Source organism: Scardovia wiggsiae (assembly GCF_051045985.1).
Classification (GTDB): domain Bacteria; phylum Actinomycetota; class Actinomycetes; order Actinomycetales; family Bifidobacteriaceae; genus Scardovia; species Scardovia wiggsiae.
This window is the reverse complement of sequence record NZ_CP157350.1, coordinates 1,285,115-1,300,229: the sequence shown is the minus strand read 5'-3', so window position 1 is coordinate 1,300,229 and position 15,115 is coordinate 1,285,115. Positions and strand designations below refer to the sequence as shown.

Annotated in this window: 16 protein-coding genes and 1 pseudogene; 12 read left to right on the top strand and 5 right to left on the bottom strand. The window is 50.6% G+C overall.

Annotated elements, in window-relative coordinates; translation table 11 throughout:
• Window positions 1-15 precede the first annotated feature (15 nt).
• The 9 genes from ABKA16_RS05515 to ABKA16_RS05475 all read left to right on the top strand — a co-directional run bounded on the left by ABKA16_RS05515 (window position 16) and on the right by ABKA16_RS05475 (window position 6,008).
• The gene (locus ABKA16_RS05515; RefSeq protein WP_231198112.1) at window positions 16-972 is read left to right on the top strand and encodes an alpha/beta hydrolase; all 957 of its coding nucleotides are present in this window, start codon (window positions 16-18) and stop codon (window positions 970-972) included.
• 14 nt (window positions 973-986) lie between these two features.
• Window positions 987-1,505: an iron-containing alcohol dehydrogenase gene (locus tag ABKA16_RS05510; protein ID WP_007148229.1), complete on the top strand. Its 519-nt coding sequence runs from the start codon at window positions 987-989 to the stop codon at window positions 1,503-1,505.
• Window positions 1,474-2,139 carry an iron-containing alcohol dehydrogenase gene (locus ABKA16_RS05505; RefSeq protein ID WP_007148230.1) on the top strand — a complete coding sequence of 222 codons (666 nt, stop codon included), beginning with the start codon at window positions 1,474-1,476 and terminating at the stop codon, window positions 2,137-2,139. Before ABKA16_RS05510 ends, ABKA16_RS05505 begins: the two co-directional genes overlap by 32 nt.
• A gap of 24 nt (window positions 2,140-2,163) precedes the next feature.
• Complete coding sequence (locus ABKA16_RS05500) at window positions 2,164-2,913, top strand: flavodoxin (protein ID WP_381000238.1); 750 nt, start codon at window positions 2,164-2,166, stop codon at window positions 2,911-2,913.
• A gap of 61 nt (window positions 2,914-2,974) precedes the next feature.
• On the top strand, window positions 2,975-3,169 hold the full coding sequence (locus tag ABKA16_RS05495; protein WP_007148232.1) for an SDR family NAD(P)-dependent oxidoreductase: 195 nt from the start codon (window positions 2,975-2,977) through the stop codon (window positions 3,167-3,169).
• Between the two features lie 2 nt (window positions 3,170-3,171).
• Window positions 3,172-3,753, top strand: coding sequence for an SDR family oxidoreductase (locus ABKA16_RS05490; RefSeq protein ID WP_196793130.1), 582 nt, complete (start codon window positions 3,172-3,174; stop codon window positions 3,751-3,753).
• A gap of 150 nt (window positions 3,754-3,903) precedes the next feature.
• Window positions 3,904-4,893, top strand: coding sequence for an aldo/keto reductase (locus ABKA16_RS05485; RefSeq protein ID WP_381000240.1), 990 nt, complete (start codon window positions 3,904-3,906; stop codon window positions 4,891-4,893).
• A 17-nt stretch (window positions 4,894-4,910) separates the two neighbouring features.
• Window positions 4,911-5,762 carry an aldo/keto reductase gene (locus ABKA16_RS05480; protein ID WP_007148235.1) on the top strand — a complete coding sequence of 284 codons (852 nt, stop codon included), beginning with the start codon at window positions 4,911-4,913 and terminating at the stop codon, window positions 5,760-5,762.
• An 18-nt stretch (window positions 5,763-5,780) separates the two neighbouring features.
• Entirely contained in the window at window positions 5,781-6,008 is a 228-nt protein-coding gene (locus ABKA16_RS05475; RefSeq protein ID WP_381000243.1) for an NAD(P)H-dependent oxidoreductase, read from the top strand.
• Here ABKA16_RS05475 and ABKA16_RS05470 read toward each other — a convergent pair.
• The 3 genes and pseudogenes from ABKA16_RS05470 to ABKA16_RS05460 all read right to left on the bottom strand — a co-directional run bounded on the left by ABKA16_RS05470 (window position 5,958) and on the right by ABKA16_RS05460 (window position 9,200).
• A pseudogene (locus tag ABKA16_RS05470) lies at window positions 5,958-7,082 on the bottom strand (IS1249 family transposase). The gene ABKA16_RS05475 and the pseudogene ABKA16_RS05470 overlap by 51 nt on opposite strands.
• 277 nt (window positions 7,083-7,359) lie before the next feature.
• Entirely contained in the window at window positions 7,360-8,148 is a 789-nt protein-coding gene (locus tag ABKA16_RS05465) for an SDR family NAD(P)-dependent oxidoreductase (protein ID WP_381000245.1), read from the bottom strand.
• 170 nt (window positions 8,149-8,318) lie between these two features.
• On the bottom strand, window positions 8,319-9,200 hold the full coding sequence (locus tag ABKA16_RS05460; RefSeq protein ID WP_381000247.1) for an aldo/keto reductase: 882 nt from the start codon (window positions 9,198-9,200) through the stop codon (window positions 8,319-8,321).
• Window positions 9,201-9,355: 155 nt separating this feature from the next.
• Between ABKA16_RS05460 and ABKA16_RS05455 the strand changes: the two genes are divergently transcribed.
• Window positions 9,356-9,991: a DUF5701 family protein gene (locus ABKA16_RS05455; RefSeq protein ID WP_007148239.1), complete on the top strand. Its 636-nt coding sequence runs from the start codon at window positions 9,356-9,358 to the stop codon at window positions 9,989-9,991.
• A gap of 116 nt (window positions 9,992-10,107) precedes the next feature.
• Here ABKA16_RS05455 and ABKA16_RS05450 read toward each other — a convergent pair whose 3' ends face one another.
• Together ABKA16_RS05450 and ABKA16_RS05445 are read right to left on the bottom strand one after the other, a co-directional pair.
• Window positions 10,108-10,932, bottom strand: coding sequence for a hypothetical protein (locus ABKA16_RS05450; RefSeq protein WP_381000249.1), 825 nt, complete (start codon window positions 10,930-10,932; stop codon window positions 10,108-10,110).
• A gap of 66 nt (window positions 10,933-10,998) precedes the next feature.
• The gene (locus tag ABKA16_RS05445; RefSeq protein ID WP_381000250.1) at window positions 10,999-12,405 is read right to left on the bottom strand and encodes a PspC domain-containing protein; all 1,407 of its coding nucleotides are present in this window, start codon (window positions 12,403-12,405) and stop codon (window positions 10,999-11,001) included.
• Window positions 12,406-12,549: 144 nt separating this feature from the next.
• Here ABKA16_RS05445 and ABKA16_RS05440 point away from each other — a divergent pair, with 144 nt between their 5' ends.
• Both ABKA16_RS05440 and ABKA16_RS05435 read left to right on the top strand, forming a co-directional pair.
• Window positions 12,550-13,911: an ATP-binding protein gene (locus ABKA16_RS05440; RefSeq protein ID WP_381000252.1), complete on the top strand. Its 1,362-nt coding sequence runs from the start codon at window positions 12,550-12,552 to the stop codon at window positions 13,909-13,911.
• A 208-nt stretch (window positions 13,912-14,119) separates the two neighbouring features.
• Window positions 14,120-14,866 (top strand): LuxR C-terminal-related transcriptional regulator, encoded by a 747-nt coding sequence (locus ABKA16_RS05435; protein ID WP_381000607.1) that lies wholly within the window; start codon window positions 14,120-14,122, stop codon window positions 14,864-14,866.
• Window positions 14,867-15,115 lie beyond the last annotated feature (249 nt).

Genomic DNA, 15,115 nt, shown 5'->3' with positions numbered 1-15,115 from the left:
AATAGCCTTTCTGATGTGGAAAGCGTCGATGCAGCGCAGGAGCAGACACAGCCGCAGAGTGACCGGGAGGAAACGTCATTGCAAGTAATACCTGTCAGTGAACCATATACAAAAGATACAAGAATATCCGAGGTAATGAATGATCCTGCTTTTGGGGATTACGGCAGACTGATTTTCCCAGTAGACAGCGGCTATTACGGAGGCGACACGTTAGGCGGTTTAAGCCTTACCTGGTACAGCCACATAGATGCGGATAAAACAGTGGAAATTGCAAATTATCTCAAATCTCACGCCGAAGCCGGGGACACGATTTTCTATGACATTTACACGGAAGAAGAAAAGGCCGCAGATCCTGAAAAGGAGAATACAGGGCTGTTCTTCTTCAAAGGAACTCCCGGAGAAAGATTTGCCGTATGCAACGCAGGCGGTGGCTTTGCCTATGTGGCTGCCATGCACGACAGTTTTCCCCACGCTTTGGAATTATCGAAAAGAGGCTACAATGCCTTTGCCCTCATTTACCGTCCCGGTTGGGATACCGCCGTGGAGGACTTAGCAAGAGCCATCAGCTTTATCTTTGAAAACGCAGAGGAATTGGAAATAGACACCGACTGTTACTCCCTTTGGGGCGGTTCCGCTGGTGGCCGGATGACGGCTTACCTTGCATCCTACGGCCCCGCAGCCTTTGGTGGGGACGAATTGCCAAGACCGGGAACCGCAGTCATTCAATATACCGGTCATAGCGAATATACGCAGAATGACCCGCCTACCTACAGTTGTGTGGGGGATCGTGATGGCATCGCAAGCTGGCGTACCATGCAGAACCGCCTGAATGCGATGTCTGCTCTTGGCATTGACACAGAGTTTCATGTGTATGAAGGGCTGGGGCATGGATTTGGACTTGGCACAGGAACAGTCGCTGAGGGATGGCTTGATGATGCGGTGGATTTTTGGGAAAAACAAATGAACAAATAGGAGGATAACACAGAATGAACAATTTTATCTTTGAAAACAAAACCAAAGTTTATTTCGGCAGAGGCTGTGCAAAAGAATACCTGACCTGTCTGCTGAAACAGTACGGAAACAACGTCATGCTCGCCTATGGCGGCGGCTCCATCAAGAAAAACGGTGTTTACACAGAGCTTATGGGCTATCTGAAAGCTGCTGAAAAAACGGTAACGGAATTTTCCGGTATCATGTCCAATCCAACTTATGCAAAGGTGCAGGAGGGCGCAAAGCTCGTCCGTGAAAAAGGGATTGATCCGATTCTTGCGGTAGGCGGCGGCTCGGTTATTGACTGCTGTAAGATTATCTCCGCACAGGCAAAAACGGACGAGGATATTTGGAAGATGGAATTTGAGCATCATACCTATCCGTCCAGCTTTGTACCCATGATTGCCATTGTCACAGCATCCGGGACAGGTGCGGAAATGAATAACGGCGCTGTGATTACCAACGAAGATAAAGGCGGGGCTGTTGGGCGCACAGGCAGATATTGCCATGCTTGATCCCGCTTATACGATGTCCCTGCCTATGACTCAAGTAATCTCCGGGGCCTTTGATACGCTCAGTCACTGCATGGAAACCTATTTCGGCAAGCCGGAAGAAAACAATCTGTCCGATGATATGAACGAAGCAATCATGCGGAGCGTTATCCGCAATATGCGTGTCCTGCTGGATGACCCGCAGAATTACGAGGCCCGGAGCGAACTGATGTGGGCGTCTGCTATGGGAGAAAACAGCATTTTGAAGATTGGCAAAATTACCGACTTCCAGGCACACCAGATTGAGCATCAGTTAGGGGCATACACCGACTGCAATCATGGCCGGGGACTTGCGGTGATTCATCCGGTTCTCTACCGGCATATCTACAAAGAAGGACTGTCCCGCTTTGCCCGCTTTGCCGCCCATGTTTGGGATATTGATTCTTCCGGTAAATCAGAAACGGAAATGGCTCTGGCCGGTATCGACGCTTTGGCGGCCTTCATTAAGGAAATGGGACTGCCAACAACCTTCCGGGAGATGGGGATTACAGACACGCAGTGCTTCCAGGCAGTTGCGGACAGTACGAACGTAACGGCAGGGTGCTGTAAAAAATTGTCGCACGAAGAAATCTATCAAATTCTGATGGAAGCATTTTGAGAGAAATAATAGGAGGAATCTACTGTGAAAAAACTAACCGCATTGATTATGAGCTTGCTGATGATGTTCAGCCTGGTCGCTTGCAACAGCGGTGAAACTAACACTTCTGTTCCTTCTGAGACAGAATCCGCTGAGCCAGAAAGTGTCCAAACTTCCGAACCGGAAAGTACACCATCATCTGAGCCAGAAAACGAAACTGCTGGGGGCTCCGGCAGCAATACGCTGGTCGTTTACTTTTCCATGCCGGAAACAACAAATCCAGATGAAAGCAGCATGACAGAAGAAGAACGCAACAGTACCGTTATTATTGACGGTGAGGTGTTAGGAAATACACAGTATGTGGCCTATGTTATACAGGAGAATACCGGAGCCGATCTGTTCCGTATCGAGCCGGAGGTTCCTTATCCAACAGACCATGACACGCTGGTAGATCAGGCAGCGGAAGAACAGGACAACGGAGCCCGCCCTGCAATTAAAGATACGATTGAAAACTTCGACCAGTACGATACGATTTTTGTCGGCTACCCTAACTGGTGGAGTGACATGCCGATGATTCTTTACACGTTCTTTGATACTTATGATTTTTCGGGCAAAACCATCATCCCGTTTAATACCAACGGCGGTAGCGGTTTCTCGAATACAATCAGCATGATTGCAGAGTTGGAACCGGATGCGAGCATATATGAGGATGGTTTTACCGTATCCAGAAATAATGTGCAGGAGGCAGAGCCGGACATTCTGGCATGGCTGAATGAGCTGGGATATAGTAATTAAAAAACTTTATGCAGGCCGCAGCTAGGCGATGGCTGTGGCCTGTACATTCAGGAGGTAACACATGAAAAGGTTAGAAAACAAAGTTGCTTTGATTACCGGTGGCAGCTCAGGAATCGGTTTTGAATCTGCCTGCAAAATGGTAGAGCAAGGTGCCGTTGTATATATCACAGGTCGCCGGGAACAGGCATTGCAAAAAGCTGTGCAGCAACTTGGGAGCAACGCTCATTATGTATGTGCCGATGTAGCTGCGATGTAGCTGTGAAACAAGATATGCTGCGTGTTTGCGAGGTTATTCAAAGCAAAGAAAAGAAACTGGATGTTCTTTTTGCAAATGCAGGAATTGGCAGATACATGAAGCTGGAAGAACTTACGGAGGAAGAAATTGACCGTACTTTTGATACGAATGTAAAGGGAACCATTTTTACAGTACAGACAATGCTTCCTATTTTATCAGAAGGAGCTTCGATTATTTTGAATACATCCATTACTGCTGAACTTGGTCTGCCTGATTTTTCTCTGTATGCTGCCTCTAAGGCTGCGGTACGTTTCTTTATCCATAGTTGGACGACAGATTTGAAAAGCCGACATATCCGGGTAAATGCTATAAGCCCTGGTGTAATTTCAACTGCCGCCGCTACTGGAGAATTGGGGAGAACAGTTCAGGAAGAACAAGAACTTCAGAAATGGCGCAAGTCACTTACTCCTGTTAGCAGAATGGGAAGTGTAGAGGATATAGCAAATGCTGTGATTTTTCTCGCTTCTGATGAGAGTAGTTTTGTGACGGGAGTAGAGTTGACCGTGGATGGTGGGATGAGCGCAGTATTTGCTAACCGGCTTTAACAGAGATTGTAGTTGTAACCTATGAGTATAAACTGGACAACCAAACGAGACTTCTGTAACTAGAAGTTCCATATTATGATAAAAGCATAAAGTAGCTTCTATCAAACAAAATTTTCAGTCTTAATAGAATAGAAAGGAAGATTTATCGTTATGAAAAAAAGAAAACTTGGAAACAGTGATTTATTTGTGAATCCGGTTGGTCTTGGCTGCATGGGATTTAGCCATGCCTCCGGTGATCCGGTAGATAGTGAAACCGCCGTAAAAACACTGCGGCAAGCCTACGAAATGGGATATGATTTTTTCGATACCGCCGAAGCATATACGGGCTTTTTCCCAGATGGCTCGGTTTCCTACAATGAGGAGTTGGTGGGCAAGGCCCTCCATGATGTGCGGGATAAGGTTGTGATTGCAACTAAAATGGGCGTACATCATAATGAAGATTTAAGCCTAACCGTAGATGTCAGACCGGAGACGATACGCAAAAGTGTAGAGGGAAGTTTAAGAAAGCTGGGAACAGATTATATTGATCTCTATTATCAGCACAGAATCGATCCGAAGGTGGAGTCGGAGATTGTAGCAGAAACAATGGCTGCACTAATCAAAGAAGGGAAAATTCGTTACTGGGGAATTTCAGAGACTACTGAGGACTATCTACGTCGCGCCAATGCGGTCTGTCCGGTGACAGCCATTGAAAACCGCTACTCCATGATGGCGCGGTGGCATGAATCTATCTTTCCCATCTGCGAAGAACTGAATATTGCTTTTGTTGCCTTTTCTCCTATGGCAAATGGGTTCTTAACAGGCAAATATACACCTGACACAAAATTTGAGGGGAAACAGGACTACCGCGCTGGTATGCCGCAGTACACACAGGAAGGATACGAAAAAGCAAAAGCTCTTTTAGAACTGCTCACTGGTATGGCAGAAGAAAAGCAGGCTACTATGGGACAACTCTCGTTGGCGTGGATGCTTTGCAGGAAACCCTATATTGTTCCTATTCCCGGTTCCAGGAAAGTAGAACGGCTGCATGAGAATATAGAAGCCGGGAAGATTGTCCTGACAGAAGATGAGGTTGCAGAAATTGATGCAAAACTGAATACGATGGAGTTTGAAGTATTCGGCGGACACAGCACAAAGTGATAAAGGAGGATTTTATTATGGAATATGTAACTTTGAATAATGGAGTAAAAATGCCGCAGCTTGGCTTTGGCGTTTATCAGATCACCGACCCTGCACAGTGTGAACAGGCAGTCGTGGATGCAATCTCGGTTGGCTACCGCAGCATTGATACTGCGGCTTCCTATGGGAATGAAGAGGCTGTCGGCAGAGCAATCAAGCGCTGCGGTGTTCCCAGAGAAGAATTATTTATTACCACAAAGCTGTGGATCACTAATACCAGCTACGAGGGCGCAAAACGCGGCTTTGAAAAATCTATGCAGAAGCTGGGGCTGGACTATCTTGACCTTTACCTGATTCACCAGCCGCTGAACGACTACTATGGCGCATGGAGGGCGATGACAGAGCTGTATAAAGCAGGCAAAATCCGTGCCATCGGCGTATGCAGTTTTTATCCTGACCGTTTGGCGGATCTAATCGCTTTTAACGAGGTCACGCCCGCCGTCAATCAAGTGGAAGCGAATATATTCTTCCAACAGACGAAAGCGCAGGGATTTATGCAGTCAAAGGGTGTGCAGATGGAAGGCTGGGCACCTTTCGCCGAAGGACGAGGTAATTTGTTCGGAAACGAAACACTCAAAGCGATTGGCGAAAAATATCATAAGAGCGTGGCGCAGGTGGTGCTTCGCTGGCTTTTGCAGCGCGGAATCGTGTGCATTCCCAAGAGCACGAAAAAGGAGCGCATGGAACAGAATCTCGACGTGTTCGATTTTGAACTGAACGGCGATGATATGGCTTTGATTGCCGCGCTTGATACCAACACCAGCGCCTTCTTTGACCACCGCGACCCGGCGGCGATTGAGCGTCTGACAAATCTGGTACGAAATGTGTAAAATGGAGGAAACAAGGCTGTGAAAGTATTACTTGTAAACGGTAGTCCTCATCAGAAAGGATGTACTTATACTGCACTGTGCGAGGTATCGGATGCGCTAAATAATAACGGTGTGGACACGGATGTATTCTGGATTGGAAAAAAGGCGCTGTCCGGCTGTATTGCGGCTTATAGGTATGGGTGTGTTGATGGCTGGTTAGTAGGTTTCGTGCCTGGGTGTGCCGTGATGGAATTCTGTGTAGGCTAGTGCGTCTTCCCATCCCGGGATGGTTGCTTTCCATTGTTGGTATTCGTTGATGTGCCGGTAAAGCTGCGTGATGTCGGTGTCTGTGGGCATGGTGGGTAAGTATTCTTGAGGGTTTTGGGTTGCTGTGGAATGTGTGTAACAGTACCAGAAAATTGTTTTGATGTGCCGGTCAAGTTTCATTCCTCTATGCGCGCGTAGCAGGGCTCTTACCTGGGTGTTGACACCGCCTTCTATCTGGTTATTTGTTACGATGACGTGATTCTTATACGTGTAGTAATACTTGTCATGCAGGTTGGTGAATAACTGGTTTTGTTGAATGAGCGTGTTGATGCTCCTGGCTGCTTTGGCAAGACACGCGTGCGTGTCTTGCCAGCGGGTATCGATGAGAGTTTTCTCATTGAGTCAGTCATGCCATGTCTCATACCATAGGGCATACATGTGTACCCATTGCCGTGCATGGTCAAGAGTTTTTACTTTCAATAGGCTTGTTCCTATACGAAGGAGTTGTTTACCGGGTAGTAGACGCGGGTGCAGAGTTGTTGCTGTGCGTATGGTCATGTATATGTGGAACAGGCAGCGTTGAATTTTCGTGTTAGGCCACGTGTTTTTACAGGCTTTTCTAAAGCCACTTCCTCCATCAGAAACGGCTATCGTGGGAGCTGCTATCCGTGATAGGAGTGCTGTGTATGCGGCTGTGGTCTGGCTTCTAGCCACGTACCAGCCAATAATATGCGTGGTCGTGCACGCGATTAATACCACGATTTTACGAGTGATGTAAATACCGTCAATGAATACAATATCGTAGGATTCATTGACTAAGGGTGGCAGCGGCCAATACTGCCAGAAACGGCGTGTTTTTTCTCTGAGAGTTCTTCCTGCTATCGTGTAGTCGTTTTGGCTATGCGTGTGGGTGACATAGTCCAGGAATAAGGCAAAATCTTTGAATGTTGAATCATACTCGTGTGTGAAACTCGTTTTACAGTTTTTGCAGTAATAGCGTTGTTTACCGCTACTGGTTGTCCCGTTCTTTTTAATATTCGTACTCTGGCAAGTAACACAGACTATGGTTTTCATACCACCTAGCATGCATGGTTTTTAAACAGGGTTACACCCCGCGCAATCACGAGGGGTACACGTGTTTCTAGCAACACTTTCATGCCTATACGTAAAAAAGAACAAGAAATTTAAAACACAGTCAACCCCAATAAACACAAGGAATAAAAACTAAAACAGCAACACACCCATACCTATACGCCCAATTTGGTCCTCTCCAGGTTGTAACTTTTTATCAACCCACTACAGTTGACAAAGAGCCCAAAAGAGGCTGGAGTTCCAACCTTTATTTTAAATATCAGCGTGAAATAAAGCGTTGAAGAATGCGTTCCATAGCTGAATTTGGAAGCAGCTTGGTTAATCGGATAATAAAGCGATAGCCTCTTCCAGGATAATAAGACGATTTATTACGCTTCAGAGCTGCAAGCGATTCTTTTGCACACTGCTGAGGCGTGATTTCAACCTTTTTCAATGGATTATGCGTCGCAAAATCTTGAGAGGAAGACGAACTGCTGCTGTTCCCGAAATTCGTAGCAACAGGTCCCGGTTGAATCTCTGTTATATGGACATCAGTCCCTTTTAAATCAATCCGAAGACCTCTGACCAGCCCATGGATGAGATTTTTGCTGGCGGAGTAATGAACCAGACTGGGCATGGGATGTGTTGCCGCTCCTGCTCCGATAAACAGAATATTTCCCTTGTTTTTGATGATGGCTTTTAAAAATGCCTGAGTCAGCAGGGTCGGCGCCATCGCATTGGTCACCACAGCCTTTTCGACAGTCTCAAGAGGCAGACTGTCAGCCAATCCGCTCACTCCGTAGCCGACATTGTTTACCAGGCTATCAATATCGAGATTTAAATCTTCAATCTGCTCAATGCAGCGGCGGATGCCCTCAATCGTTGATAAATCAGCACTGATTAGGGAAATCTTTAAATTCGGATTCATTGTTATCAGTACTTCTTTAGCCTGAATCAGCCTTGTCAAATTTCGTGCTACAAGGACAATATGATCGGCATCTTTTGCCAATAATTTTGCAATTTCCAGTCCTATTCCAGAGCTTCCCCCTGTGACAATAACATTTTTCATCTATCTGCTCACCCTACCCTGTTTCTAACCTGTTCACTACTATACTCTTAAGCAGCAGCTTCATCAAGTCAAAACATTTGGCTCTATAATTTCTGATATTTGCGGCCCGAAACTTGCGGCCCGAAACTCCAGACAGTCCGGTTTCCTGCCTTTATCCCAATCCGGCCTTATCAGCTGTACGAAAAGGTATAAGGGTCGTGCCCGGCCCGCTGCGGTGAATCAAGGGAATCGATCGCTTTGTGTTCGTCAGGGGTAAGTGCGAAATCAAACAGGCTGAGATTCTCTGCCATGCGTGCACGGTGCGTGGTTTTGGGGATTATAACCGTCCTGTTTTCAATATGCCAGCGGAGGATCACCTGCGCCTCGGTTTTATGATGGGCCTTGGCAATCTTCCTGATAATGCCGCCCCCTGCTGTGAGGTCAGCTCCGCGCGCCATAGGGGAGTACGCCTGGACTGCGATACCGTGATGGGTACAGTATTCCACCGCCTGCCGCTGCTGCCATGTGGGATGCAGCTCAATCTGGTTGATAACAGGATATTCGCCGACTTCACCATAAAGCCTGTCGAGATGCTCGGGCATGAAATTGCATACGCCGATACTCTTTACCAGTCCCTGGCTGCGCAGCTGCGCCATAGCCCGCCAGGTATCCCCGCTGCGCCAGTTGAAAGGCGTTGGCCAGTGGATCATATACATATCCACGTAGTCCAGCCCAAGGCTTTCCAGCTGCGCATCGAAAGCCCTGAGTGTCTGGTCGTAACCCTGCTGGGAATCGCGTACTTTAGTCGTTACCCATAATGATTCCCGCGGCTTTCCGGCGGCGAAACCTGCGCAGCGTATCCCGTCCCCAGTCCCTTCCTCGTTCCCATAGCCTGCAGCAGTATCAATATGGCGGTATCCGGATTCCAGCGCAGCCCTGACCACTGCTGATACGTCACCGTTGCCGATACGGAGGACGCCAAGGCCGATCTGCGGGATACGTTGTCCATCAGATAATGTGATCCGCGGTACAGCAGTTTCAGGGAAAACGCCCCTGTTTAAAGGTTCAGGCATACTGCCACACTACATCACGGATCAGAGAATAACAGCATTCCGCGGTGCTGCATGGCAGAAGCATTCCAATACCTTCAGGCCTGTATATGCCCCGCTGTCAGGACCGCCTGGATACCTGCACGGGATGTTTACATAGTGTGTGCCATACTGGGAACATGACGCAGTCTTCTCAGGAATTGGTTCAGCAGCTTGATCGTATCGTTGCTTTAGGGTATCCCGATGTTGCCGATATGTCGGATGGGGCTTTCCGTGCGCTTGCAGAACCGCTTGTCAAAGTGCTTGAGAGGGTAGAGCTTGGAAGAGATATACTGCTTGTCCCTACCCGCGAGCTTGTTTCCCCCGAATCCCTTATTGCGCGGACAAGCATCCAGCGCAGGGCCGGCTTCACAACGATGCCGCCGCGTGACGTACTGGGGTTCCTGCCCCAGGAAGGGTTCGAACCGCCGGAGGGGCCGTTTTATCTGGTTGTAGAACCGCATACCGGCACTGCTTATACTAACCGCGAACCGGATGTAGCACGGCGCCTCATCGATTCCGACAACCGCCTTCCCCTTACCCTTGAAGAAGGGCTTGCAATTGCTACCCAGCATCCTGACTGGCTGCATGATAAAAATGGTTTCAACCTGCTGGGATCCCGCAGTGCCGACGGCAGATATCCCAGTATATGGATGAGCCAGAATGCCCCGCGGTTGGGGGCAGTCTGGCCCAACAGCCGCCACTCCTGGCTGGGCAATGCTTATTGCACCGGCCGCCGTGGCGTGTCATTATTCACGAATCCTGTGAATAGATGAAATAGATAATAAATATTTAAATTGATGCGTATAGTTTTACTTGTAATCCTTCCGGTTCAGACTGTGCGGCCGCTCTGTATGGCCGCACAGATCATATCAGGACCGTGCCGGGGATTTCAGCGGGCAGCATTGACAGGATTGCCAGTGCTGTCGGGCGCTGCGGCATCCACCGTCATCGGAGCAGAAGAGCTGCCCGGGCCTTCATCTTCTCCAGGCATAGCCCCCTGCCCCTGTGAAGGGCTCGGGTAGTTGGCATAACCCTGCTCACGGTAATCATCAGAATAGCCGTCGGGATAATCATCGGGGTCGCCTTCAGCGTCATACCCGTCTGTACCGTCTCCAGCTTTCCTGCGGTCCCTGCTGACCGCAGCTATTATCCCGCCTATGATTATCGCAGCCCCGACAAGTATGCAGCACACAATACCAAGGAACGCCATATAATCCTGTGATATAAAATCGGTCACCCTGAGTATAGAGAATATGCCTATTATGCCAAGGAGGACGAGGAATATCCCCCATACAACTGTCATGGTGTAGGGGCCTTTTTTATAGTATATCCGCGGCCTGCGGCGTCGATGTTCCGGATACCCTGAATACTGGTCCCATCCCGGATACTGCGGGCCTGGCCTGCCTGAGCCCTGCGGGGGTATACTGCCTGAACCGGGATAGCTGTTGCGGTATGCCTCAGATGCATACTGTGCAGAGGCATCCTGTTGGTCCTGCCATGCCTGCTGCGGTTTCCCTTCCTGCTGGGGCATAGTTTCGGTCGGTATAGCCTGGGTATCTGATGCAGCCGGCATAGCCCGGGTAGGGGAGTTGTCAGGATCTGTGTGTACGTCTGCAGCAGATCCCGGAGAGGAGCTCTGTACGGCAGTTGTGTCAATAGTATTTTTGCCGTCATTCCCCGGGAATGGGGCTGATGCAGTATTGTTATTTACCATAGTAAAATCCTTTCAGATATATAGTCCGGAACATGTTGGGGCAGCAATAGCCCTGCAGCACTGGTATCAGTCCCAGTCCTCATTATTCCCATTATCGCTGTCATCGTTAGATGTCTGGTTAGAAATCCCGCTCAGCCTGGATCTTGGGCTTGGTGAAGCAGTAACTCCGCTGAATACAGCTGATGCATTGACTGTCAGGGTTTTATCTTTGCCCAGCGTTGTCCCTCTGGGCAATCCCGATCCTTCGACAGAACCTGCAACTGCATGCTTGCCCTGATACTGTACTGCGCAGCCGTCGGGTACGCGGATATTAATTTTTGAGAAGTATGCTTCAACATTCAGTGTGCCGGTGGGGCAGGCTGTCTGACGGGCAGAGGCCCAGTCTCGCAGATCTACTGTCACATTCGATGAGCTGGTTTTAAGACCGTGCTGCACCAGGTTGTCGTAGCTGTCGGGGCCGAGCGTTCTAGTGGAAAGAGTAATTTGTACAGGATGTACCAGGCTGCTGTGTATGTCAGCTGTGGAATTGAACGTACCTAAAATACTGAGCATTATAACCGCGCAGATAATGCTGATCGGCATCAGCCCGCCGGCTTTACGCCCACGGATCCCGAGCACAATAATAACAGCCCCAAGAACCAGTACTGCGGCAGTGCAGAAAATAATCCCCAGCCGCAGTGCGCTGAAAAAGTCGAGGCCCTGATAGTATACGATTCCGGAATAGACCCCGAAGGCAATAATGAGGAGCCCCAGGACTATTGATACAACGACTGGCCCCGCGGTTTTGCGGCGCCACGCAGCATAAGGCCTGCTGGGCTCAGTATACCTGTTGTTCATTGGATATGCTCCTTGGTAGTAGTTGGGATTGGATTGATATGGATATGTGTGGTATGCGGTATCGTTTTGTGTGTAGGGCGTGTAGGCGCTTTCCCGGCCGCGCGGCTGCCCCTGCCGGTCGGGCTGTGCAAAACGGTCCTTGAAAGAATCGCGGCCCTCCTTTCCCGACAAGGAAACCATGACGATCAGGCAGCACAGGACCGCCACGCCTATCCAGCCAATAAACGGCGTTAGGATATTCAGCCCGCCGCCCAGAAGGATGGCTACAAGGGCAGCCCAGAACGCGCGGCTTGTGTGGCCGCGAAATAACGCCTCCTCAGCGAGGATCTCATTATTACGGGAGTCCGGCAGGAATATCCACAGGATGGCGTATACGAATACCCCTGAACCGCCGGCTATGCAGAAAGCAAAGAACAGGATCCGTATGATCACAGGGTCCCAACCGAGCTTACCGGCTATAGCCCCTGACACGCCTCCGATCCAGCGGTTGCTGGAACGGTACATGTTCAGTGAACGGATCCATCTGAAGAAGCTGTTGCCGACAGGAGGATCAGGCTGCCCCTGGGCGTTCCCGGGCTGCTGCGGTCCGCCCTGCGGCTGTTCCGGCCCGCTGCCGTATGGATGAGTAGCAGACATTGTGTTTGTGTCTCCTTTTTATGTAGAAACTGGGCTTATGCTTTAATTAAAGCCCGGAAAACGTCTGACGTCTATAAGGGTTTACTCTGATTTTCTGTAAGGGTATACTGCCCCAGCTTTGACGGTGTGCTTTATAATATCTGTATGAACCATCGCAGACAGGCAGATACTGGGCGCGGTTCCGATCCAGACGGCACGGATACTGGCAGAAGCGCAGAGGCACACAATGATGCTGCCCATGATGAGGGCGCGCCGGGACCGCAGCGGCATTATGATTCCCCGCTGCGCCGTACCACGCTAAGCGATATGGTCGATAAAGCGAGCGCAAAGCAGTCATCAGAAGGGTGGCATTCTGATTCTCCGTGGAGGATGGTTTTTATTGTTGGAGTGCTGTGCATTATGGTCAGCTTAGTGGGAGTGTTCAACCGTCTGCAATGGCGCATGATCGTGGGCATGGTCCTTCTGTTCGCCGGTATATCCCTGAGCTGGATACAGACAGGGATACTGACCGAACACCATCCGGCGAGTTTTTTTGATGACCTTCGCCACGGCCGCGCATCATCGTCGCTGAGCATGCGCTATATACTTGTGCTTGCTGGGATCCTGACGGCATTCACCGGGACCTTTGTGGCATTCAGCTCATTCCTTGATTTTAATTCCCTCCTTATAGGCGTGGGGGCAGGGCTGATACTGATTGCCATACTTGTAATGATCGTCGCGCCATGGTGGATCAGCCTTATTTCCGACCTGGGGAAGGAAAGGGCGCATGCTGCACAGGAGGAGCTGCGGGCAGATATCACAGCACAGCTGCATGACTCAGTGCTGCAGACCCTGGCTCTTATCCAGCTGAATGCTGATGATCCCAGTGAGGCAGCCGCTTTGGCCCATGCGCAGGAACGTGAACTGAGGGAGTGGCTGTACGGTGCTGGCAGGGCTTCGGCAGCTCCTGCTGCTGTGCCTTCGCCTGCTCCGCACGCCCCCGGGCATCCTGCAGCATCCGCCTCCGTTCCCATACCTGCCCCTGACAGCCGTGTATCAGCCGGCAGCGGTGCTTCTGCGAATCCTACAACTCTTACCCATGAACTTAAAAGGATCATGGCCCGTATAGAAGATTCATCGCGGGTCCCTATCGAGGTTGTAACTGTTGGGGATGCCCGGTACCGGAAAGAATTTGAGCCGCTCCTGTCAGCCGCTTCGGAAGCTGCGCTGAATGCGGTGCATCATGGCAGGCCCCCGGTATCCGTGTATTGTGAGGTTGACCCTCTCCGCCTGCGGGCTGTTCAGATATTCATCCGGGACCATGGGGACGGGTTTGATGCCACAGCTGACTATCCGGGGCATATGGGCATTACCGAGTCGATTATCGGGAGGATGAGGCGCGGTAAAGGCTCAGCCCAGATCGATTCGCGCAAAGGGTGGGGGACTGAAGTTAAGCTGGCTTTGCCTTTTTCCCCTGCAAACGGCAGTGCAGCCGGGGAAGGGCCGGGTACTGAGGCAGATGCGTAATACATACAATACGGGGCATGGCCAGCAGAAAGGGGCAGGACCCAATATGATAGGTAATATGTCAGAACAGCAGCCAGCAGGGGCAGCGCCGACAGAGGCGGCTGATGCCGCAGGCATCGGGCATGCCAAGGATGCTCCTGCAGAGGCTGGCAACGGCTGCAGCACAGTTTCCCGGCGTATCCGCGTTACCGTTATAGATGACCATGAGATGTTCCGCCGCGGTGTTATCGCAGCAATCAGCGGGGCATGCGATGTTGTCAGCGAGGCCGGCGATGTTGAAGGTGCAGTTGCAGCCATCTCGCGCACCCAGCCTGATGTTGTGCTGCTTGATGTGCACGTTCCCGGCGGCGAAGGCGGAGGCGGCTCCGAAATAATCCTGAAAAGTGTCCCCCACGCCCCTCGGACGCTGTATCTTGCGTTGTCTGTATCGGATTCCCCTGCGGATGTGGGCGCTGTGATCCGTGCAGGGGCGCGGGGCTATGTGACAAAAACGATCACCGGGGACGACCTGGTGTCATCAATTGAGCAGGTAGCCCAGGGGTATGCTGTTTTCAGTCCGCGCCTGGCGGGATTCGTACTGACTGCTTTTCAGGGTTCGGCGGATACTGATGTCCGTGGTCGGCCGGGAACCGGGGGAGGTCCGTCTTCCTCTCCAGCCGGCGGCCGTCCCGGGACCTGGGCTGCCCCTTCCTGGGGCCGCAGTGCCGAGCCGGCAGAGGGCCTGCAGGCTGGCTGGCCTGGTGAGTTTGAAGATATCAGCATTAATGTGCTGACGTCCCGTGAACGCGAAGTCATGCAGCTTATTGCACGCGGATATACATACAGGGAAGTTGCTTCCGAACTGTTCATTTCTATTAAGACAGTGGAGACCCATGTTTCTCACGTGCTGCGCAAGCTTCAGCTGTCCAACCGCGGGGAGCTCGCTTTGTGGGCTGCCCATCAGCGGATCGTCTGACCTATCCGGGTGCAGTTCCGGATTGGGACGGTATGGATGTATATGCTGGTGCAGCCCTGCGCCCAGTGCCGGGCTATAAGCAATGTGCTGCTGTCTATCAGTCGCATCCCTGTCCTGCTGCCCGCTTATCCGCCTTCTCATCCTTAAGGGCACAGGGAATTTTTAGGAAAGAATCAGAAAAACCTGTGTTTAGCTGGAATAGCATAAAAGTTACCTTAATACTGTAGTATTGGGAAAACAGAGACGCTC

Coding starts and splice junctions, on each gene's coding strand:
- ABKA16_RS05510 (WP_007148229.1), top strand. CDS start 987: ATGAACAATTTTATCTTTGAAAACAAAACCAAAGTTTATTTCGGCAGA.
- ABKA16_RS05495 (WP_007148232.1), top strand. CDS start 2,975: ATGAAAAGGTTAGAAAACAAAGTTGCTTTGATTACCGGTGGCAGCTCA.
- ABKA16_RS05485 (WP_381000240.1), top strand. CDS start 3,904: ATGAAAAAAAGAAAACTTGGAAACAGTGATTTATTTGTGAATCCGGTT.
- ABKA16_RS05480 (WP_007148235.1), top strand. CDS start 4,911: ATGGAATATGTAACTTTGAATAATGGAGTAAAAATGCCGCAGCTTGGC.
- ABKA16_RS05465 (WP_381000245.1), bottom strand. CDS start 8,148: ATGAAAAATGTTATTGTCACAGGGGGAAGCTCTGGAATAGGACTGGAA.
- ABKA16_RS05460 (WP_381000247.1), bottom strand. CDS start 9,200: ATGCCTGAACCTTTAAACAGGGGCGTTTTCCCTGAAACTGCTGTACCG.
- ABKA16_RS05455 (WP_007148239.1), top strand. CDS start 9,356: ATGACGCAGTCTTCTCAGGAATTGGTTCAGCAGCTTGATCGTATCGTT.
- ABKA16_RS05450 (WP_381000249.1), bottom strand. CDS start 10,932: ATGGTAAATAACAATACTGCATCAGCCCCATTCCCGGGGAATGACGGC.
- ABKA16_RS05445 (WP_381000250.1), bottom strand. CDS start 12,405: ATGTCTGCTACTCATCCATACGGCAGCGGGCCGGAACAGCCGCAGGGC.
- ABKA16_RS05440 (WP_381000252.1), top strand. CDS start 12,550: ATGAACCATCGCAGACAGGCAGATACTGGGCGCGGTTCCGATCCAGAC.
- ABKA16_RS05435 (WP_381000607.1), top strand. CDS start 14,120: ATGTTCCGCCGCGGTGTTATCGCAGCAATCAGCGGGGCATGCGATGTT.